A 20,896-nucleotide genomic window follows, 5' to 3' on the forward strand; every position below is an offset into this window, starting at 1 on the left:
CATCCTGACCTTCTCCCTTGAGGGAGAAGGGACGGTCGGATAGCGGGATGGCAGCCAAGAAAATCCGCCGAGCCGTAGGGCCGAATTCATTCGGCCTTTCCGTCATCGCGAGGAAGGCCCGTGCCAGCGGGGCTGACGCGGCGATCTCCTGGCCAGATCACATCACCACCGAGCCGACAAGCCATCCCCTCGCCCGCCAAGCGGGAGAGGGCCAGGGAGAGGGTTCTTCCGTGAAGCACCACAGCTTCGCCACCCCTCATCCTGACCTTCTCCCTCAGGGAGAAGGAACGGTCGGATAGCGGGATGGCAGCCAAGAAAATCCGCCGAGCCGTAGGGCCGAATTCATTCGGCCTTTCCGTCATCGCGAGGAAGACCTGTGCCAGCGGCGCTGACGCGGCGATCTCCTGGCCAGATCACATCACCACCAGCGACAAGCCATCCCCTCGCCCGCTTGCGGGAGAGGGCCAGGGAGAGGGTTCTTCCGCGAAGCACCACAGCTTCGCCACCCCTCATCCTGACCTTCTCCCTTGAGGGAGAAGGAACGGTCGGATAGCCGAATGGTGACCAAGAACGCCCCTGGCACCTCCAGTGAGCGGAGCCATCCCCTCTCCCGCCAAGCGGGAGAGGGCCAGGGAGAGGGCAAGGATGAGCGCGCGGGGACAAACACCCCGCCAGCAGCCCTACACGTAGTAGTCCAACTCTTCCTGCGCCTTGAGCAGGTCCCGCAGCGTGTGCGGGTCCTCCCCGAAGAAGAACACCAACCCCCAGTGCGTGCCGAAGGCTGTGCGCTTGGTGACGGTCTCCTCCAGCGGCTCGGCGAGTTCGTGGAACTCGTAGTAGGGGTGATTGGCGGTTTCCTCGGGAATCTCCAGCTTGCTGACCACGCGCCGCCGCGGGTACACACCGAAGCAGCCCGCATGGCCGCTGGCGCCGGTGACCGCCTCGGGGAAGAAGGCGTCGATCTCTTCCTGCGTGGTCTTGGGGTCGAACACCAGGATGTTGGCCTGATAGGCGTTGAAGCCGTAGGCGCGCTCGATCAGCTCGAAGGCCTTGAAGCCCGGCGGCCGATAGGCCACCTCGCCGAAGTACATGGTGCCGTCCGAGGTCACGAAGTACTCCGGATGAATCTGCCCGAACTTGATATCGAATGTCTTGATCAGCTTCTCGATCTGCTCGGTAATCAGCGCCCGCCAGCTTTCCAGCTCCGGCGTGGCCGGCACGAACACCGAGTAGCCCAGCGTCACGTACTCCGAGATGTTCAGGAAGCAGATCTTGCCGTCCCACACCCAGGCTTCCACCGCGAATTCCCAGCCGTCCAGATGGCTTTCCATCAGCAGCGGGTACTCGCTCTCCGGGATGGTTTCGATCTCGTCGGCCGTACGGATCATCCGATGACCCAGGCAGCCGGCCTTGTCGAACGCCTTGAGATGGATCGGGTCATCCGGGTCACCGTCCAGCTTCAGCAGCGTCTGATTCACGCGCCGGAAGAAACGGTACACATCGTCCATCTCGTGGGCTTCCTCGAAGATACCCACCCGGATGCCGCCGAGCTGCGCCCGGCGCTTCATCAGCGCCTTGTCGCGGAACAGCACCGCCTGGCCGTGCAAACGGGGGTTCTCCATCAGCACCGAGTTGATCGCCCCGGCCCATTCCACCGTTTCCTCGAACAGCGGAATGGCCACGTCCACGCCCTCGTCACGCAGGCGCTCGGCAATCTCCATCGACTTGTCGTTGAGGCGCTCGAAATTCCACGGGATGTAGGGAATGTCGTGCTCTTCGCAATAGTCCGTCGCCCAGTCCGGGGCCACCACCACGTACCGCCGGTCGAAGCGATCCGCCGCTTCGATGGCGCCCAGGCTCCAGCCGAGCAGGGCGACGTAGCCCTTGTCCGGATTCTTGTCCATGAATACTCCGTTGCGTTGGATGAGACCATCGGCGAGGCGAGCACCGCCAGCGGCCAATCTCGCCAATCAGCGTGCCGCGAATCAGACCCGAATAAGGTCAGGATCCGCGCACCGCCGGATCAGCGACGATATCCACAGGGTAACAGGGAGAGGTGGTTGCCTTCTTGCCTGGCCGCGTGCAACGTGGCGACTGCTAAAGCAAGTTTAGTCGCGAGAACTCGGATCGGCGAGGTAAATGGATTCGGCAATTTCTGCCGTTGAACCCGCGGCGATGGGTGAATGTCTCCTAAGTGCCTATATCGAGCGTTTGCGCTTCTAGCGTGCTAGCGGAGCACGCCCCTATTCATCTGGACCGGTTCATGAGCAAATCTGACTTCACTTATGAACGTTCGAAATCAGACAGCCCTCCGGGCGTCCGCGAGGTGGATCTGGAAACTGATTTTATCGACAAGCTGCGCGGCCTGAAGTACACCGTCCGGCCTGATATTCGTGACCGAGCTTCCCTCGAAGGAAATTTTCGTGAGAAGTTCGAAGCGCTCAATCGCGTCAGTCTCACCGACGGCGAGTTTGAGCGGTTGCTCGACGAGATCGTCACACCGGATGTCTTCACCGCCTCGTGCACCTTGCGCGAGATCAACGGTTTCACCCGGGACGACGGCACGCCACTCAACTACACCCTCGTCAATATCAAGGACTGGTGCAAAAACACCTTCGAGGTCGTCAACCAGCTCCGCATCAACACCGACTACAGCCACCACCGTTACGACGTTTTGCTCCTGATCAACGGTGTCCCCACCGTCCAGATCGAGCTAAAAACGCTCGGTATCAGCCCTCGCCGGGCGATGCAGCAGATCGTCGACTACAAAAACGACTCCGGGAGCGGCTACACGCGCACGCTGCTCTGCTTCGTGCAGCTTTTTGTCGTCAGTAACCAGACGGACACCTGGTACTTCACGAGTAACAACACCCGCCACTTCACCTTCAACGCGGAGGAACGCTTCCTTCCGATCTACCAGTTCGCCGCCGAGGACAACACCAAGATCACGCACCTCGACGACTTCGCCGATGCCTTCCTCGCCAAGTGCACGCTCGGCAACATGATCAGCCGCTACACCGTGCTTGTGGCCAGCGAGCAAAAGCTCCTAATGATGCGGCCATACCAAATCTACGCCGTGGATCGAATCGTCAAGTGCATCGAAGAAAGCAGTGGCAACGGCTATATCTGGCACACCACCGGCAGCGGCAAGACGCTGACATCCTTCAAGGCGTCCACGCTCCTCAAGGACAATCACGACATCCACAAATGCCTGTTTGTCGTCGACCGCAAGGACCTGGACCGCCAGACCCGCGAGGAATTCAATCGCTTCCAGGAGGGCTGCGTCGAAGAAAACACCAACACGGCCATACTCGTGCGCCGGCTGCTCTCCGACGACTACACCGACAAGGTCATCGTCACCACCATCCAGAAGCTCGGCCTCGCCCTCGACGAACAGAGCAAGCGCAACAAGAACCGCCAGCAGCGAGGCCAGGAGAAGTACTCGGACCTGCTCGAACCGCTCCGCGACAAGCGCATGGCCATCATCTTCGACGAATGCCACCGCTCGCAGTTCGGCGACACCCACCAGACCATCAAGGCGTTCTTCCCCAGAGCCCAGCTCTTCGGCTTCACCGGCACACCGATCTTCGAGCAGAATGCCACCGTCAGGCAGATCAACGGCGATGTTCAGACACTCAAGACCACCGAGGACGTCTTCCAGCAGGAACTCCACGCCTACACCATCACCCACGCCATCGAAGACCGCAACGTCCTGCGTTTCCACGTGGACTACTTCAAGCCCGACGGCGAAAACCCGCCCAAACCAGGCGATACGCTGACCAAGCGGGCCGTGGTGGATGCCATCCTCGACAAACATGATTCCGCCACTGCGGGGCGACGCTTCAATGCGCTGCTGGCCACATCGAGCATCAACGATGCCATCGCCTATTACGAGCTGTTCAAACAGGTGCAGGCCGAAAGGCAGGCCGAGGGCCCCGACTTCGAGCCGCTCAAGGTCACCGCCGTCTTTTCACCGCCCGCAGAAGGTAACGCCGACGTCCGCCAGCTCCAGGAGGATTTGCCCCAGGAGAAGGCCGACAACGCCACCGAGCCGGACAAGAAGAAGGCCGCGCTCAAGCAGATCATCGACGACTACAACCTCAGTTACGGCACCAACCACTCGGTGGGTGAGTTCGATGACTACTACAAGGACGTCCAGCAGCGCATCAAGGATCAGCAGCACCCCAACACCGATCTTCCGGAAAGGGGCGCGGAGAAGATCGACATCACCATCGTCGTCGACATGCTGCTGACCGGCTTCGACTCCAAGTACCTCAATACCCTCTATGTCGACAAGAACCTCAAGCACCACGGCCTGATTCAGGCCTTCAGTCGTACCAACCGCATCCTCAACGCTACCAAGCCATACGGCCATATCCTCGACTTCCGTGGCCAGCAGGCCAACGTGGATGAAGCCATCGCCCTGTTTTCCGGCGCCCAGGCCGACACGGCCCGGGAAATCTGGCTGGTGGACAAGGCTCCGAAGGTCATCGAACAGTTCAAGCAGGCCAAGACCGACCTTGACGATTTCCTCCAGTCCCAGGGCCTCGAACCCAAGCCCGAGGCCATCACAAACCTCAAGGGCGACGACGCCCGCGCCCAGTTCATCAATCGCTTCAAGGAGGTCCAGCGCTTCCAGACCCAGCTCGACCAGTACACGGACCTCACCGATGAGCAGAAGCAAGAAATCGAGCAGACGCTCCCCAAGGACGAACTGCGCAGCTTCCGCGGGGCCTATCTCGAAACCGCCCAGCGCCTGGGCGAGCAGCGCGAGAAATCGGGCGGCTCGGACAGTCCGGCGGTCGATCAGCTCGACTTCGAGTTCGTCCTCTTCGCCTCGGCGACGATCGACTACGACTACATCATGAACCTGATCGCGCGCTTCACCGATCAGGACCCGAAGAAACTCAAGATCAGCCGCGAGCAGCTCATCGGACTGATCGAGTCGGACGCCAAGTTCCTCGATGAACGCGAGGAAATCGCTGAGTATGTCCGCTCACTGGAAACCGGCAAGCCGCTCAATGAGGACCAGGTCGGGGCCGGCTACCAGCAGTTCAAGGCCGAAAAGCAGGCGCGGGAACTGACCGACCTCGCCGACAAGCACGGCCTGCCCGCGGAGGCCTTGTCCGGCTTCGTGGACGGCATCCTGCACCGGATGATTTTCGACGGCGAGCAGCTCGTCGACCTCCTCGCACCGCTGGACTTGAGCTGGCGCGAACGGACCCGGCGGGAACTCGCCCTGATGGAAGATCTTGTGCCGTTGCTGAAGAAACGCGCCGGTGGACGGGCGATTTCGGGCTTGAGTGCGTATGAGCAATAAGGCGACACGCATGAGCAAGAACGACAAACAACACGCGCTCGTGCCCCGGCTGCGGTTTCCGGAGTTTCGTAAGTTGCCGGGCTGGAACGAGAGTGCACTAACCGGTATTTGTGACGTCAATCCGAGTCACGACGGACTGCCGGAGTCGTTCTACTACATCGATCTTGAATCTGTTGAAGCGGGAACGCTACGGAATCCCAAACGTATTGAGCGCGCAAACGCTCCGAGTCGGGCACAACGATACCTTCGTGACGGCGACATTCTTTACCAAACAGTTCGGCCATATCAGCGGAACAACTTGCTGTTCGATTTCGGCGCCGAGGACGACTATGTTGCCTCAACCGGCTATGCACAGTTGCGGGCAGGTGAGAGCATCGGGTTTCTCTATCAACTCATCCACACCGACTCATTCGTCGAGCGTGTGCTCGCAAAATGTACCGGATCAAATTACCCGGCGATCAAGTCATCTGACCTTGAGTCGGTGAGTATCTGTATTCCGCCCGACGCTGCCGAGCAACGGAAAATCGCCGACTGCCTGGGTTCGTTGGATGATTGGATCGCGGCGGAGGGGCGGAAGCTGGAGGCGCTGCGGGATCACAAGAAAGGGCTGATGCAACAGCTCTTCCCTCGCGAAGGCAAAACCCGCCCCCGGTTGCGGTTTCCGGAGTTCCGGGATGCGCCGGAGTGGGAGCGTTTTCTATTGGAACAACTCGAGGATGAACGGCGCATCGAACTCGGAAGGGGCAAGGTCATCTCGCACGACGACATGCGTGCGAACCCCGGGCCGCATCCTGTGTACTCCTCTTCCGTCATCGATAACGGTCTCATGGGTACATATGGCGATTACCTGTTTGATGAAGAATTGATTTCGTGGTCGGTTGATGGCGGAGGGCACTTCTTCTATCGCCCTAAACACAAGTTCTCGATAACCAACGTTTCTGGATTCATACGCGTGCTGAGTGACGATATCATTTGCCAGTTTTTGGCCTATCAGTTACAGCGGCTGCACGCATCAGAGACGTTCAACTACGTGCAGAAGGCGCACCCGAGTGTTATTCGCACCCTGTATACCGTTGGCCTTCCCGATTCGTCCGAACAACAGCGCATCGCCGACTGCCTCTCCGCCATCGACGCCCTAATTACCACGCAGGCAGAGAAAATCAACGCGCTGCGCATCCACAAACGGGGCCTGATGCAGCAACTCTTCCCGTCGCCAGAGGACGCCGAGGTATGAGTGTTCAGCCCTTCACCGATTTGCCCGCGCTCGCCCGGCACCTGCGCGATGAGCTGGATGACAAGAAGTTCATCCTGCTCTACGCCTACAACGGCGTGGGCAAGACGCGCCTGTCCACAGAGTTCAAGAATCTCGGCAAGGGCGCTGAAGATGAAGACAAGCGCGATACGCTCTACTTCAACGCCTTCACCGAAGACCTGTTTTCGTGGGATAACGACCTGGACAATGACGCCGAGCGGGTTCTGAAAATCAACGCTGAATCGCGCTTTTTCGCCGGGCTTGACGAAATGGAAATGGACAACCGCATCCGCCCATTACTTGACCGATATGCGGATTTCGACTTTCGTATCGACACCGATAAGTGGGAAGTGAGCTTTTCGCGCGAGGTTCCGGACGACGATGGCCATCGCACCGAGGACGGCATCAAGGTGTCGCGGGGTGAAGAAAACATCTTCATCTGGTGCTTCTTTCTCGCTATCGTCCAGCTCGTTCTGGATGACGACGGCAGTGGTCCCTATGGCTGGGTCAAGTACATCTACATCGATGATCCGATTTCGTCGCTGGACGACCAGAACGCGGTGGCCGTGGCAACGCACCTGGCCAGACTGCTCAAGGCCCCGGAAAGCCAACTGAAGACGGTGATCTCCACGCACCACGCCCTGTTCTTCAACGTGCTGTGCAATGAGATCAAACGGAAGAAGAACCGGCGCGACCGCTTCTTCCTCGCGCGTGATCGCTCGTCGCCCGGGTACATCCTCCGTGATACCGGCGACACGCCGTTCTTCCATCATGTGGCAGCGCTGACAGAGTTGTACGAGGCGGAGCGAAGCGGCGAGCTTTACACGCACCACTTCAATATGCTTCGGGCGATCCTGGAAAAGACAGCCGGTTTCCACGGTTACGACAACTTTTCGGCCTGTATCAGACAGGACGACGATGATCTGGACGGCGTGTTGCACGCGCGGCTGGTCAACATCCTCAGTCACGGAAATTATTCGCTCTATGAGCCACGGGAGATGCTGGAAGAGAACAAGGACTACTTCCGCAGGATTCTCCACGACTTCATCCAGCGTTACCCCTTTAACCCGGCGCTGTTCCCCAGCGAAGCGCCTGCGGAGGCGAGCAGCATTTCATGACCAAAAGCGACCAACAAAGACTCGGCAATATCCTCTGGAAGATCGCGGACGACCTGCGCGGGTCGATGAACGCCGACGACTTCCGCGACTACATGCTCGCGTTCCTGTTCCTGCGCTACCTCTCGGACAACTACGAGGCCGCGGCGCAAAAGGAACTCGGCAAGGACTATCCGGATCCCGACACGGTCGAGAACGGCGGGCGCACGCCACTGTCCGTGTGGTATGAGGCGAACCCGGACGACATCGAGGCGTTCGAAAAGCAGATGCGCCGCAAGGCCCACTATGTCATCGAGCCGAAGTATCTGTGGACGAACATCGCCTACCTCGCACGGACGCATAACGATGAGTTGCTCAAGACCCTGCAGGCGGGGTTCAAGTACATCGAGAACCAGTCATTCGGGAGCACTTTCGCGGGCCTGTTCTCGGAGATAAGGCTTAATTCCGAGAAACTCGGCAAGACCTATTCGCAACAGAACGCCAAGCTCTGCACGATCATCACGCGGATCGCGGAAGGCCTTTCCGAGTTCTCGACCGATGCCGATACGCTCGGCGACGCCTACGAGTATCTGCTGGATCAATTCGCGGCCGGGTCGGGCAAGAAGGCCGGCGAGTTCTATACGCCGCAGCGGATTTCCGACATTCTCTCCGGCATCGTCACCCTCGACAGCCAGTCACCGGAGGAAGGCCCACGATCCAAGCTGGCCAGTGTTTACGACTTCGCTTGCGGTTCGGGATCGCTGCTGCTGAACGTGAGGCGGCGCATGGTCGAAGCCGGCGGCACGATCGGCATGATCTACGGCCAGGAGTACAACATCACCACCTACAACCTTGCGCGGATGAACATGCTGCTGCACGGGGTCAAGGACACCGAGTTCGATATCTACCACGGTGACACCCTCAAGAACGAATGGGACTGGCTTCGCGAGACCAACCCGGCTAAGAAGCCCAGGTTCGATGCCGTCGTTGCCAATCCGCCCTTCAGCTACCGCTGGACTCCGCGCGACGAGGCCAGCGAGGACATGCGCTTCAAGAACCACGGCGTCGCGCCGAAATCGGCGGCCGACTTCGCCTTCCTGCTGCATGGCTTCCACTACCTCAAGGATGACGGCGTGATGGCCATCATCCTGCCGCACGGCGTGCTGTTTCGCGGAGGGGGCGAAGCACGCATCCGCAAGAAGCTGCTTGAAGACGGACACATCGACACGGTGATCGGCCTGCCCGCAAACCTGTTCTATTCGACAGGTATTCCGGTCTGCATCCTGGTCCTGAAGAAGTGCAAGCAGTCGGATGATGTGCTGTTCATCAACGCCGAGAAGTACTTCGAGAAGGGCAAACGGCAAAACTACCTCAACGAAGAACACATTGCGAAGATCATCGAGACTTACAAAGAACGGCCGGAAGAGGAGGTCGAACGCTATGCCCGGCGTGTCCTGATGGACGAGATCGAGGCCAATGACTGGAACCTGAATATTTCCCGCTACGTCAGCACGGCCGAACAGGAACCGGAGGTCGATTTGGCGGACGTGCATCGGGACCTGGTGTCAGTCGAGAATGACGTATTGGCGGCAGCGGCAAAGCACAACGCGTTTCTTAAGGAACTCGGTCTGCCATCGCTACCAGGCCCCGAATAATGATCGAAAAGCCGTTTGGCGCAACACCTAGGTTTTCAGGCAACCAGATGACTAAATTTTTTAGTCATGCACCGGAGCCTACCCTCACGTCTTGTACTTAGCGCTACATCCTTGCGGTTTAGTCGGGACCTCGAAGTACCGCTGCAACGAATTCAAGGAAAGTTTCTTGATAAATGGCTTGATTTCGAGCCATCGTCTCATTGTGCCCGCCACGTAGCGCCACCAGCCGGGCGCCCGCCGCCTCCGCCAACCGTTCCCCGTGATGAAACCCGATGATGTCGTCCTCCCGGGAATGCAGTACCAGAATCGGGATGTCGACGTCGGGGATTCGATCCAGCGTGTTGTAGCTGAGCCGTGCGAGTTGCCGTACCGGCAGCCAGGGATATACCTCGCCGGCGATGTCCGGCACCGAGGTGAAGGTGGAATCCAGAATCAGGCCGGCCGGTTCCACTTTTGTGGCCAGCCAGGCGGCCACGGCGCCGCCCAGCGACTGGCCGTGCAGGATGATCTGGTCCGGCGGTATTCGCCGGCGTTCAACCAGATAGGACCAGGCGGCTTCGGCGTCGCGGTAGGTGCCGGGCTCGCTGGGCTTACCGGTAGATTGGCCGTAGCCGCGGTAGTCGATGGTCAGGACTGACAACCCGATGTGGTGGAACAGGGCGAGCAGGTCGATGCGATCGCCGATGTTGCCGGCGTTGCCGTGGAAGTGCAGTAGGGTGGCCTTGGCGTCGGGGGCCGGGACGTACCAGCCGTGCAGGGTTTCGCCGTCGGTGGTTTCCAGGTGAACGTCTTCGTAAGCCAGCCCGACATCGGCCGGCGTGGCTCGCAGGTCGCGGCCCGGAGTGTTGGGCATGAACAGCAGGCGTTCCTGGAACACGAACATGCAGCCGGCCAGCAGCAGGAACGCGGCGCCGCCGGCGAGCAGCAGGGTGAGGATCATGCGGGGCACGGTCGGCCGGTCACGACGCATCAACCATCCACGGGCTCGCCTGCCGGTTTCGCTGGCTCGAGCATGCTGTCTTCAGGCAGTGCGCTTTTTCAGCCGGCCGCTGTCGATCAGCTGGGCGAAGAAGTCGTTCATGGATTCTTCCAGCGGCCGGTAGGTCATGCCCAGGATGTCGCGGCTGCGGCGGTTGTCGGCCCGCCAGGGCAGGTCGACATTGCGGCTGATGAACTCGCGCGTCAGGCCCTTGGTGGTCAGCGGGCCCACCAGCCAGACCAGCCACTTGGGCAGCTTGCGGCGGGGAATGGGGTAGGCGTCGCCGTAGCGGTCCAGCAGGGTGCGGGCCATTTCCAGGAAGCCGGTGTTGTGGCCGGAAACGATGAAGCGGCCCTCGGCTTCGGGCACGAAGGCGGCGCGGACATGGGCCTCGGCCACGTCGCGCACGTCCACGGCGCCGAAGCCGATGTCCGGTATGCCCATTCTCATGGTGCCGTCGCCGATCTGCTTGACGATGTTGAAGCTCTCGGAGGTGGCCTTCGCGTTGGTGCCCGGGCCGATCACCAGCGACGGGTTCACCGTGACCAGCCGCCAGCGGGACTGGGCGTCCGCGATCTTCCAGGCTTCCTTTTCGGCCAGCAGCTTGGAGTAGGAATAGGCCTGGTGATCCACGGAGGAACTGGAGTTCCAGATTTCCTCGGTGAACACGCCGTTCGGCGTGTCGGCCAGGTCGGCGTTGTCGCCGTAGATGGCGGCACAGCTGCTGGTGAGCACCACGCGTTCCACCGAGGGTGTGTCGTTGACCGATTCCAGCACGTTGCGGGTGCCCAGCTGGGCGGGTTCGATCAGGTCCTTCTGCGGGTCCTTCACGGCGATGGTGAACGGCGAGGCGGTGTGGAAGACGATCGAGCAGCCGGCCATGGCTTCCTTGTACGAGCCGGGCGTGAGCAGATCGGCTCCGAAGTAGCGGATGCTGCCGGGGGCGTCCTCGGCCATGGCGTCCAGGTGGCCGCGTTTTTCGGCGTTGTCCGGATCACGCACGGCGGCGTGCACGGTCAGACCGGCGTCGAGCAGGCGCTTGACCAGCCAGCCGGCGACGTAGCCGGTGGCACCGGTGACCATGACGGGTCTGGTGGTATCGATATCCATACGACGGGCCTTCGGATTGTTTCACGGGAAATGATGGCAGGTTGACCACACTGGCGCAGCTGTTCGATCGCCCGTGAGACGTTGCGGGTCGACACGCCCGAGAGCTTCCAGCCTTCTGGCATGGCCCTGGCGATGCCGGGTACCGCTCTCGCTCCAGACGCATCGCCTCGTTCAGTATCGGTACCGCATCCCCCAGGCCTTCCAGGCCTCGCTCGACAATCAGTGCCGCCGCGGCCATGACTTTATTGGCCTGCCGCCTTTTGCGGCTCGGACCAATTGACGGAAGGGATAGCGCACGCCCGGCTTGTCAGTCGCCGACCACGGGGATACGGTGAACGCCCGACAAACACCGACCAACTCCAGAGCGCCTCATGAGCCAGCCCGACCACATCACGGCACTTGATCTGCCGGTACCCGAACGAGAGGCGCTGGACGAGGACATGCGCCGCTACTTCGACGTATGCGACGAGAAACTCGGCATGGTGCCCAACGTGCTCGCCGCCTACAGCTTCGACCAGGACAAGCTGCGTAGCTTCGCCGGTCTCTACAACGAACTCATGCTGGGCGATTCCGGGCTGTCCAAGCTGGAACGGGAGATGATCGCCGTGGTCGTGTCATCTTCCAACCGCTGCTATTACTGCCTGGTGGCCCACGGGCAGGCCGTGCGCAAGCTTTCCGGGGATCCGGTGCTCGGCGAGTTGCTGGTGATGAACTACCGCTGCGCCGAACTGTCGACCCGCCATCGCGCCATGCTCGACTTCGCTGTCAAGTTGACCGAGAACTCGCCCGAAATTGAAGAACCGGACCGACAGGCATTGCGCGACGCCGGCTTCTCCGACCGTGACATCTGGGATATCGGTGCCACGGCCAGTTTCTACAATATGACCAACCGCATGAGCGCTGCCGTGGACATGATGCCCAACGCCGAGTACCACTCGATGGACCGTTAGTCGGCCGGAACCCGCAGAACTGGAGACGACCATGAACGATGATGCCGCCGGCCCTGCCGAGCGTATTTCCCGCATGGGCATCGCGGACGAAGCCGAACTGCCGCCCAAGGTCGCCAAGCTCTACGAGGGCCTCAGAAAAAAGGGTGGGGTGCCCAACTGGATCAAGGCGCTGGCCGTGCATCCGGACGTGATGAACCGCTTTGTCGGCTACTACGAAACCCTGTTCAACTCGTCCACCGGCAAGCTGCCGATGCTGGAGCGCGAGATTGTCGCCACTGTGGTGTCGAACATCAATGGCTGCACCTATTGCACCTTCTATCACACGGGCGGCATGGCCACCCATCTCGGCAGCAGCGAGCGCGCCCAGCGGATTGCGCACAATTACCGCGAGGTCGATCTGAGTGAGCGACAACGCGCCATGTGCGATTTCGCGGTCAAGGTCACCGAGCAGCCTGACCTCATGCAGGACACCGATTTTGATGCTGTGCGCGCTGTCGGCCTGGACGACAAGGAAATCTTCGAGTTGCTCGAGATCGCCGCATTCTTTTCCTTTTCCAATCGGCTTGCCACGCCGTTGGCGATACTGCCGGACGCCGCGCTATTCGACTACCAGCGGGCCTGAGGGACAGCATCGCGGTCAAGCCCCAGGGTCGGCCCCCTGCTGGTGGAAAGGAGATAACACATGAATCTCGCATGGTGGCTGGAACACGCGGCCGATGAGGCGCCGGACAAGGTCGCGCTGATCGAGGGCCGCAGCGGGATATCGTTGACCTACGGCGCCCTGCGGGATCGTGCGGAGGCAGTGGCGGCCGTCCTGCGCGACGCCGCCGATGTCGGCCCGGACGACGTCGTGGCCACCCTCATGCCCGATAACGGCTGGCACGTGGCGGTCTTCTACGGCGTGTTGCGGTTGGGGGCGGTATTTTCCGGTTTCAATCGAACGCTCGGTCAGGCCAAGTTCGCCATGGACATCGAGCGCTCCCGTGTCCGCGTTCTGGTTGTTGCGGCGGCGTATCGCGAGTTGGCCCAGGCACTGCAGGCCGAGACCTGTGTGGAGACCGTGCTGGTCTGCGAAGAATCGGAAGTCTCCGAAGACTCCGGAACACCGAACCTGTGCGCGCTGACGACGACACCTCGCGCGCCGGTGCCGATGGCGCCGCGGATCAGCGCGGACATCGCCGCCGTGAACTTCACCGGGGGCACCTCGGGCGTCGCCAAGGGCGTGATCTTCACCCACGGCAAGCTGGGCCTTTCCGGTCAGGCCTCGGTGTTCTACGAGCGGCTGACCTCGCGCGATACCAACCTGTCCTGTATCTCCCTGTACCACTCGGGCGGTATCCAGGATGCCGTCAAGTGGGTCATGGCCGGGGCCACCAATCTGCTCATGAGCGGCTGGGATGGACGCCTGGCGGTGCGGCTGCTGCAGGACTACCGCCCCACCTGGATCTATTTCTGGGTGCCCACGATGGTGCGCGACATCATGCGCCAGCCGGAGTGGGAGCAACTGCCGCTTGACGGCGTGGGCTGCCTGCTCGCCGGCGAGACCGTGCAGCCCGAGATGCACGAGGCGCTGGCCGCCCGGGGCATGCGGGTCTCCAACGGCTACGGCATGACCGAAACCATGCCCATCGCCATTCTCAAGCCGCAGTTCCTGCATGGCGCCCCGGCGCCGCCCGGCTCCTGTGGCCGGCCGAACAGTGAGCTGTGCGAGGTGGTTCTGAAGGATCCGGAAACGGGCGCGGTGGTCGACAGCCCGGGTATGCCCGGTGAGGTGTGCGTCCGGGGCGAGGTGGTCACGCCCGGTTACCACAACGATCCGGAGCGCACCGCGGCCGCGGTGGACGATGAGGGCTACCTGCACACGCAGGACATGGCGCAGTTCGACGCCAGTGGTGACTACTGGCTGGCCGGCCGTGCTGACGACATTATCAATACTGGCGGCGAAAAGCTTTCGCTGGTGGAGGTGGAAAACGTGCTGCGCACGCACCCCGCGCTGGCCGACGTGGCTTGCATCGGGGTGGCCCACCAGCGTTTCGGCATGGTGCCCGGCGCGCTGTTCGTGCCGGCTGAGGATTGCGACGAGGCAGAATTGGCGGCGGCGCTGGATGCCCACTGCCTGGCGTCTCTGGAGCGCTGGAAACGCCCTCGCCTGTACGGGCGCCTGACAGAAATTCCCCGCACCATGCCCAAGCGCACCAAGAACATGGCAGCGCTGCGGGAGCTGGTGGCGGGCATCGAACTGGACGAAAGCCGGGGCGTGGTCACGCTTGGGCAACTGGGTTGACCTAGCAGCGACGGTTGCAGTGTGCGGCAATGCTGCCGTGTGGTTGCACCGGTATCCCACCGGCTACGTCGCAGTGTTCGAGGCTCGCTGAGATCAGGCGCCTGGCATCTCATCGTTCGCAGTGCCTGCAGGCGCGTTCACGTTCTCCTCGTCGATGGCCATCTGGCGCGCTGCGTGGCGCCCGCGACCATGGTTTGCGGCACTGCTTTCTCGACTTTGGGCGGCTGGCCGGGAAGGGGTTAGTATCGGAACTGCTCGAACTGGAGGAATATGCTTATGACTGATGAACACACGTACAAGGGAAGCTGCTTCTGCGGTGCAGTTCAACTCACCGTCACGGGCGAGCCAGCCGCCATGGGTTATTGCCATTGCGAATCGTGTCGCCATTGGTCTGCAGGGCCAGTGAATGCCTTCACCCTGTGGAAGCCGGAGGCAGTGCAGATCACCCAGGGTGCCGACAACGTCGGTACATACAATAAGTCGCCAAACAGTTATCGGAAATGGTGCGAAACCTGTGGTGGTCACGTACTGACCGAGCATCCAGGCATGGGCCTGACCGATGTGTACGCGGCGGTGATCCCGGATTTTCCCTTTCAACCCGGTGTTCACGTCCATTACCAGGAAACCGTGCTGAGAATAAGGGATGGACTGCCCAAGCTGAAGGATGTCCCGGAGGAACTGGGCGGTTCGGGTGAAAGCATCGCGGAGTGACACTGAGGCCACCGCCGAGAGGGTAATTGGAGGGTAATTGGAGGGTAATTGAATGACGCGGGTGATCGGGGCGATGTCCTGCGTTTTGCCCGGCACGATTAAGCCCGAAACCCTTTGCCTTGCCAGCGCTGGCATCCGAAATCCGATCGGTGAATACTTGTTGGGGCGTCTAGCGGGTATTACCTACCTCGGGGGGTTAGTGTCATGAGCTATGTGGACGGGTTCGTGGCCGCAGTACCGGTGGCCAACAAGCAGGCGTACACGGATTTCGCGCGGCAGGCGCTGCCGTTGTTCAGGGAGTTCGGCATTACCCGCATGGTGGAGTGCTGGGGCGATGACGTGCCCGACGGCCAGACCACTGATTTCCGCGGGGCGGTCAAGGCCGAGCCGGACGAGGTGGTGGTGTTTTCCTGGATCGAATGGCCGTCGCGGGAAGTGCGGGACGCGGGGATGAAGAAGATGATGGAAGACCCGCGGATGCAGGAAATGGGCGACATGCCCTTTGACGGGAAGCGGATGATATTCGGCGGGTTCGAGCCGATTCTCGACGAATGATTCGCTGATTCCGCCGGGCCGGCGGGGACTACGGTGGCGGGGCGCTGGCCTGAGTCCAGACCTTGTTCGGCACCACGCCGCCGCAATCCCCTGGTTGATCAAGCCAGATCAGCCCGTGATCAACGCATGCGCCAGTTCCGCTTGCCGGGCGGGCCCATGCGGCGTGTGGCCTGCTCGGAGGGTTTGTCGACTTCCTCGAAGCGGGCGAAGTCGGTCACGTTCGACTCGTCGATCTCGACCACTTTGCGCCGGAACGGGGGGCGGCCCTGGGTATCGACCACCATGACCATTTCGCCCACTTCCGGCAGGTCCGCGGCCCGGTCTTCCTCGAAGCGGGAGAATTCGGCGGGGGCGTCGGTGGAGACCTGTTCCACCCGGCGATCGTAAGGCGGCCTGCCGGAGTAGTCGACCACCACAGCACGGCGAACGCCGTCCTTGTCGTCCGAGGCGAAGCCCGGGGCGGTCATCAGCAATCCGAGTGCGGCACTGGCCGCGGCGGTCGTGAGCATCTGGGTTCGTTTCATCGTTCAGCTCCTCTCTCAGCTGTTGTACTTCTAGTCGTCCGTGTTGGTGCCGATGCCGGCCGGAATGGCACCGGCATGGTGCGATGCCTGACGTAATGCACAACCATGGTGCACTCGTGATCCCTGCCAAACATCGGGTTTCGTCGCAACGGCTTGATAAACCTCTGATTTCACGTTTGGTACGAGAGTTGCCCCATTAGGTGCATGTTCTCATACAAATGCCATGCACTTGCCCTGATAATCCCGCTGCTTGTCGCGGGCACCGCGGTGGCGGCCGAGCGCTTCAGCCATACCGCTTCGATGCAGCAGGTCGATTCCGGAAACTATTACGTCCATGCTGATTTTGGCAATGGGGTGGGGGCCGAGTTCCTGGTGGATACCGGCTCGGGCTATGTGGCGTTGTCCCGGGATACGTTCAAGCGTCTGGAAGGGGATACGTCCATCGAGTATCTGCGCCGGATCACCGGCCGCATGGCCAATGGTGAACTCGTCACGGTGCCGGTCTATCGGGTCGCCTCGCTGCGGCTGGGCGGGGGCTGTCTGCTGACCGATGTGGAGGTCACGGTGATGCCCGGCAGCAAGCGCAACATCCTGGGGCTGAGCGCCCTGCGCAAGGCCGAGCCATTTGCCATGCAGTTGAGCCCGCCGAAGCTCCTGCTGTCCAACTGCGTGGTCGAGCCCATTACCTAGGCGTTTGCCACGCCCGTCAGTCGCGATTCCCCGTGAATCGTCCGGATGAGGCGCATCCGGTTATGCGCTGACGACCTGGAGCGTGACGTTTTATGTCCGCTTCGAGTCTGTCAGCATCTCCGCATGAATGTCGGACGGGTTGCTGGCCGGACCGGCTTCGCCTTCGCGTTGTTGCTGCTGGGGCTGGTGCTGGCCACCGCCCGGGCGGAGACGCGACTGGAGTCGCCCGGGTTCGGCAATATCGACGAACTGCGCATGTCCCACATGTACCCCGCGCTCGACACCCTGGTGGTGGGCGATGCGGTGGTGCCCGGGTTGCACGAGAACTTCGTGCCCCAGGGGATCGACTTCCTCGACGAGCATCCGGGCGAGGTGGTGCTGTCGGGTTACTTCTGCAAGCGGTTCAGCCGGTTTCCGCAGAGTTTCGTGCCCCGCTGTGTGCAGAAGCGCTCGGCGCTCTATCTGGTGGATGCGACGGCCGGGCGGGCACTGCGCCTGGCGCTGCTTTCCGAACGCGATGGCACGCCGATGCGGCGGCATGCGGGTGGCGTGGCGTCGCTATACGGGCACCTCTGGCTGCCGGACAATTTCGTCATATTCCGCTTTGATCTGAACGCGCTTCGTGATGCCGAGGAACCGGTGATCACCATGACGCCGGACAATGACCGGCCGATTGCCGTGGATGCCAGCGGCGATTTCATCTCGGCCTTCGAGGACAGCCTCTGGGTGGGCAACTTCCAGCGCGCGGACCGCGGGCGACCTCTGCCGCCGCATTACCTGTCCCCGTTGTCTGGCACCGCTGGCTGGACCGCGGGTTACCGCATGGACCCGCAGACCCTGCGCCCGGTCAGCCGGGAACGCTACGAAGTGTCCTTCGCCGGCCAGCGCTATGAGGTGTTGCGGCCGGACGCGGCGCTGCATCACCGCAACAAGGCGCAGGGCATGGGCTTCATTGACGCGCGGAACGTGGTGCTGAGCGCGTCCTACGGGCCGTCCAACAGCCGGTTGTCCTTTCATGCGCTCGAATGCGATCCGTTCCGGGCAGAAGAATGCGGCATTCCGGTCACGCTGCCGGACGACAGCACGCTGCACGTGCAGGCGCTGGCCGAGCAGAGCCTGTCGACGGCGCTGGCAGCGCCGCCGGGTGCGGAAGGGGTGGCGTTCGATGGCGAACGCCTGACGGTGGTGTTCGAGGGCGGGGCCATGCCGTATCGCCGGCGCTGGTGGCTGGTGGAGGATCGCCTGCTGCTGTTTCTGCCGCCGCCCGAGTCCTCCGCGCCGCCGTTGCGTGCACGCTGATCGCCGCGGGCGGCCGGAGTGAACTCCGGAGCCGGCTTACTGCCGAAGCGCGCGACATGGATGATATCCGCGTCGTGACCGAAGGGCTGTCGCGGGACGGGTGATGACCACGGGAACGGGAGGCGCGGATGGACGAGGAATCAACGCGAGCCGTGGACGAGCCGGGCACCGGCCATGTTGACGGCGTCTGGCTTGCCGGATGCCAGCGGATCAGCCTGGCGCTGGCCGGCAACCGGCTGACGCGCTGGCTGTGGTTACCCCTGGGCCGCCGGCTGCGGCAGTTCTGGGCCGGACGAGTGGGGCGGGAACAGCCGGCCCGGTTGTTCGGCAATCAGCGGATCCAGGCGCACCTCGGGGAGCAGATTGACGCCGGCATCTTCTGGTTCGGCTTCCCGCCGGAGGACCGGCCGGCACTGGAAGCGTTGGTGGCGACGCTGCCGCCGGACGCCGTAGTGCTGGATGTGGGGGCCAATATCGGCGCGTTTGCCCTGCCACTGGCGGCAGCGGCCCGACGAGGCGTCGTGCATGCCTTCGAACCGGCCACGGCCACCGTGCAGCGCCTGCGCCGGCATCTGCAGCTGAACGGCCTGGATAACGTGGTGGTCAACCACTGTGCGGTGTCGGATCGCACGGGAACGCTCTCGCTGTGGATTCCCGCGGACGAGTGGAAAGGGCGGCTGTTCAACAGCGGCCGGACGTCGGTGCACGTCGGACGCCAGCAGCAGGGGTGGCAGGAGGAATCCGTGCCGTGCCTGCGGCTGGACGATTACGTGGCGGGGCAGTCGTTGCAGCGGGTGGATGCCATCAAGATCGACGTGGAAGGCGCGGAACTGGACGTGCTGGAGGGGGCTCGCGAACTGCTGACGCGATTCCGCCCGGTGGTGGTCATGGAGTTGAACGCCGGGCCGCTGCGGGCGGCGGGTCGGTCGGTGGCCGATGTGCTGGCGTTCTGGCGGTCGCTGGACTACCGGGTCGGCATGATTGCTGCCAGCGGGCGCGTCCACTGGGGCCGGCTGCCCCGGGACAGTCAGCGGCATCAGAACATCTGCTGTGCGCCGGCTGCCTGACGGGCGGCGGCTTCCGGCTCAGTGACTTCCAGCGGCAAACCGGGGAGGGCGGTCCGGGCCGGCACCGCCACGCGCCTTGCGGGAGCGGCCGGCGGCTTGCTGCATCTGGGCATGGGCAGCCTGGGCATCAAGCTGCTCAGCGGCGTTCTGGTGCTGGGTTCCACCATTCTGCTGGCGCGGGTGCTGGGCCCTTCGGCCTTCGGGGTGTACTCGTTCGTCTATGCGTTGGCGTTCCTGCTGATGGTGCCCGGCGAACTGGGGCTGCCGCAGCTGGTGGTGCGCGAAACCGCCCGTCTGCGGGCCGGCGAACACTGGGCGCTGCTCGGCGGCCTGTGGCGCTGGTCGGCCATGCTTTCCACCGCGCTGTGTCTGCTGGTCACGCTGATTGCGGGCCTGGGTGGCTGGCTGCTGGCCGCGCGGCTGGGTGTGATGGAATTGGCGACCCTGGGCTGGGGGTTGCTGCTGGTGCCACTCATGGTGCTGAGCAAGCTGACCGGCGCCGGGCTGCGCGGCCTGCGGCGGGTGTTGCAGGGCCAGCTGCCGGAGCTGGTCATTCGCCAGACGGTACTGCTGGTGCTGGTTGCTGCGGTGCTGGTATTCCCGGTGGTGTCGCTGACTGCGGATCTGGCCATGGCCCTGCATGTGGCCGGGGGCGTGACGGCGCTGACGCTGGGCACCTGGTGGTTGCTGCGCCATCGCCCGCCGATGCTGCCCGCGAAACCCGAACTGGAATACGACAGCGCCCGCTGGTTTGCCAGCGCCTGGCCGCTGGCGCTGGTGGCCAGCATGCACATGCTGCTGCAGCACACCGATCTGGTCATGCTGGGCTGGTTCAGCACCAGCGAGAACGTCGGCATCTACCGGGTGGCGGTGCAGGGTGCGGCCATCGTGGGCTTCGGCCTGAATGCAATGAACATGGTGGTGGCGCCGGAATTCGCGCGTCTGTACGCCGGCGGCGATCTCGCCCGCCTGCAACGGACGGTGACCAACAGCGCCCGCGTGGTGCTGTTGCTGACCCTGCCGATCGTGGTTCTGCTGGCCCTGTTCGCGGGGCCGGTCATCGTGCTGGTTTTCGGCGCCGAATACAGCGCCGGCCAGTTTCCGCTGGCGCTGCTGGCCGCGGGCCAGCTCGGCAACGCGCTGTTCGGGTCGGTGGGCTTTCTGCTCAACATGACCGGGCACGAGCGGGACGCGGCACGGGGGCTGGTAATTGCGGCGGTGGTCAACGTGATGCTGAATCTGGCCCTGATTCCGGCGCTGGGCGTCAACGGCGCGGCCCTGGCCACGGCGTTTTCGCTGATTATGTGGAACGTGCTGCTGTGGCGGGCGGTGCGGATTCGCCTCGGGATCGACAGCACGGCCCTGGGTCTGCGGCCGACACAACGCTGGTGGTGATGCGGTTGGGC

Annotated in this window: 17 protein-coding genes; 13 read left to right on the forward strand and 4 right to left on the reverse strand. The window is 62.5% G+C overall.

Features of this window, described 5'->3' with window-relative positions; translation table 11 throughout:
• Positions 1-680 precede the first annotated feature (680 nt).
• Positions 681-1,904 (reverse strand): ATP-grasp domain-containing protein, encoded by a 1,224-nt coding sequence (locus tag RM532_RS11600; protein ID WP_311653498.1) that lies wholly within the window; start codon positions 1,902-1,904, stop codon positions 681-683.
• A 359-nt stretch (positions 1,905-2,263) separates the two neighbouring features.
• Here RM532_RS11600 and RM532_RS11605 point away from each other — a divergent pair, with 359 nt between their 5' ends.
• From RM532_RS11605 to RM532_RS11620, 4 genes are read left to right on the forward strand one after another with little or no spacing between them, the layout of a single operon-like run.
• Positions 2,264-5,320 carry a type I restriction endonuclease subunit R gene (locus RM532_RS11605; RefSeq protein ID WP_311653499.1) on the forward strand — a complete coding sequence of 1,019 codons (3,057 nt, stop codon included), beginning with the start codon at positions 2,264-2,266 and terminating at the stop codon, positions 5,318-5,320.
• A gap of 10 nt (positions 5,321-5,330) precedes the next feature.
• Positions 5,331-6,554: a restriction endonuclease subunit S gene (locus tag RM532_RS11610; protein ID WP_311653500.1), complete on the forward strand. Its 1,224-nt coding sequence runs from the start codon at positions 5,331-5,333 to the stop codon at positions 6,552-6,554.
• Complete coding sequence (locus RM532_RS11615; RefSeq protein WP_311653501.1) at positions 6,551-7,690, forward strand: AAA family ATPase; 1,140 nt, start codon at positions 6,551-6,553, stop codon at positions 7,688-7,690. Before RM532_RS11610 ends, RM532_RS11615 begins: the two co-directional genes overlap by 4 nt.
• Entirely contained in the window at positions 7,687-9,321 is a 1,635-nt protein-coding gene (locus RM532_RS11620) for a type I restriction-modification system subunit M (RefSeq protein WP_311653502.1), read from the forward strand. The genes RM532_RS11615 and RM532_RS11620 overlap by 4 nt, the downstream gene beginning before the upstream one ends.
• A gap of 118 nt (positions 9,322-9,439) precedes the next feature.
• Here the strand turns inward: RM532_RS11620 and RM532_RS11625 are convergent, their stop codons facing one another.
• Both RM532_RS11625 and RM532_RS11630 read right to left on the reverse strand, forming a co-directional pair.
• Entirely contained in the window at positions 9,440-10,291 is an 852-nt protein-coding gene (locus RM532_RS11625) for an alpha/beta hydrolase (RefSeq protein WP_311653503.1), read from the reverse strand.
• Between the two features lie 51 nt (positions 10,292-10,342).
• Positions 10,343-11,410: an NAD-dependent epimerase/dehydratase family protein gene (locus RM532_RS11630; protein WP_311653504.1), complete on the reverse strand. Its 1,068-nt coding sequence runs from the start codon at positions 11,408-11,410 to the stop codon at positions 10,343-10,345.
• Between the two features lie 371 nt (positions 11,411-11,781).
• Between RM532_RS11630 and RM532_RS11635 the strand changes: the two genes are divergently transcribed.
• The 5 genes from RM532_RS11635 (at position 11,782) to RM532_RS11655 (ending at position 15,910) form a co-directional block, all read left to right on the forward strand.
• Complete coding sequence (locus RM532_RS11635) at positions 11,782-12,360, forward strand: peroxidase-related enzyme (RefSeq protein ID WP_311653505.1); 579 nt, start codon at positions 11,782-11,784, stop codon at positions 12,358-12,360.
• Between the two features lie 31 nt (positions 12,361-12,391).
• Complete coding sequence (locus tag RM532_RS11640) at positions 12,392-12,982, forward strand: peroxidase-related enzyme (protein WP_311653506.1); 591 nt, start codon at positions 12,392-12,394, stop codon at positions 12,980-12,982.
• 60 nt (positions 12,983-13,042) lie between these two features.
• Positions 13,043-14,644 (forward strand): class I adenylate-forming enzyme family protein, encoded by a 1,602-nt coding sequence (locus RM532_RS11645; RefSeq protein ID WP_311653507.1) that lies wholly within the window; start codon positions 13,043-13,045, stop codon positions 14,642-14,644.
• Between the two features lie 276 nt (positions 14,645-14,920).
• Positions 14,921-15,355: a GFA family protein gene (locus RM532_RS11650; RefSeq protein WP_311653508.1), complete on the forward strand. Its 435-nt coding sequence runs from the start codon at positions 14,921-14,923 to the stop codon at positions 15,353-15,355.
• Positions 15,356-15,559: 204 nt separating this feature from the next.
• The gene (locus tag RM532_RS11655) at positions 15,560-15,910 is read left to right on the forward strand and encodes a DUF1428 domain-containing protein (protein WP_311653509.1); all 351 of its coding nucleotides are present in this window, start codon (positions 15,560-15,562) and stop codon (positions 15,908-15,910) included.
• A gap of 119 nt (positions 15,911-16,029) precedes the next feature.
• Here the strand turns inward: RM532_RS11655 and RM532_RS11660 are convergent, their stop codons facing one another.
• A complete protein-coding gene (locus RM532_RS11660; RefSeq protein WP_311653510.1) occupies positions 16,030-16,434 on the reverse strand; it encodes a hypothetical protein in 405 nt (134 codons plus the stop codon).
• A gap of 204 nt (positions 16,435-16,638) precedes the next feature.
• On the opposite strand from RM532_RS11660, the gene RM532_RS11665 reads away from it, so the two are divergent.
• The 4 genes from RM532_RS11665 (at position 16,639) to RM532_RS11680 (ending at position 20,885) form a co-directional block, all read left to right on the forward strand.
• Complete coding sequence (locus RM532_RS11665) at positions 16,639-17,124, forward strand: retropepsin-like aspartic protease family protein (RefSeq protein WP_311653511.1); 486 nt, start codon at positions 16,639-16,641, stop codon at positions 17,122-17,124.
• A 123-nt stretch (positions 17,125-17,247) separates the two neighbouring features.
• On the forward strand, positions 17,248-18,423 hold the full coding sequence (locus RM532_RS11670; RefSeq protein WP_311653512.1) for a hypothetical protein: 1,176 nt from the start codon (positions 17,248-17,250) through the stop codon (positions 18,421-18,423).
• A gap of 128 nt (positions 18,424-18,551) precedes the next feature.
• Positions 18,552-19,490 carry an FkbM family methyltransferase gene (locus tag RM532_RS11675; RefSeq protein WP_311653513.1) on the forward strand — a complete coding sequence of 313 codons (939 nt, stop codon included), beginning with the start codon at positions 18,552-18,554 and terminating at the stop codon, positions 19,488-19,490.
• A gap of 96 nt (positions 19,491-19,586) precedes the next feature.
• Entirely contained in the window at positions 19,587-20,885 is a 1,299-nt protein-coding gene (locus RM532_RS11680) for a flippase (protein WP_311653514.1), read from the forward strand.
• Positions 20,886-20,896 lie beyond the last annotated feature (11 nt).

It is taken from the genome of Spectribacter hydrogenoxidans, from assembly GCF_031846275.1.
GTDB classification, from domain to species: Bacteria; Pseudomonadota; Gammaproteobacteria; order Nevskiales; family Salinisphaeraceae; genus Spectribacter; species Spectribacter hydrogenoxidans.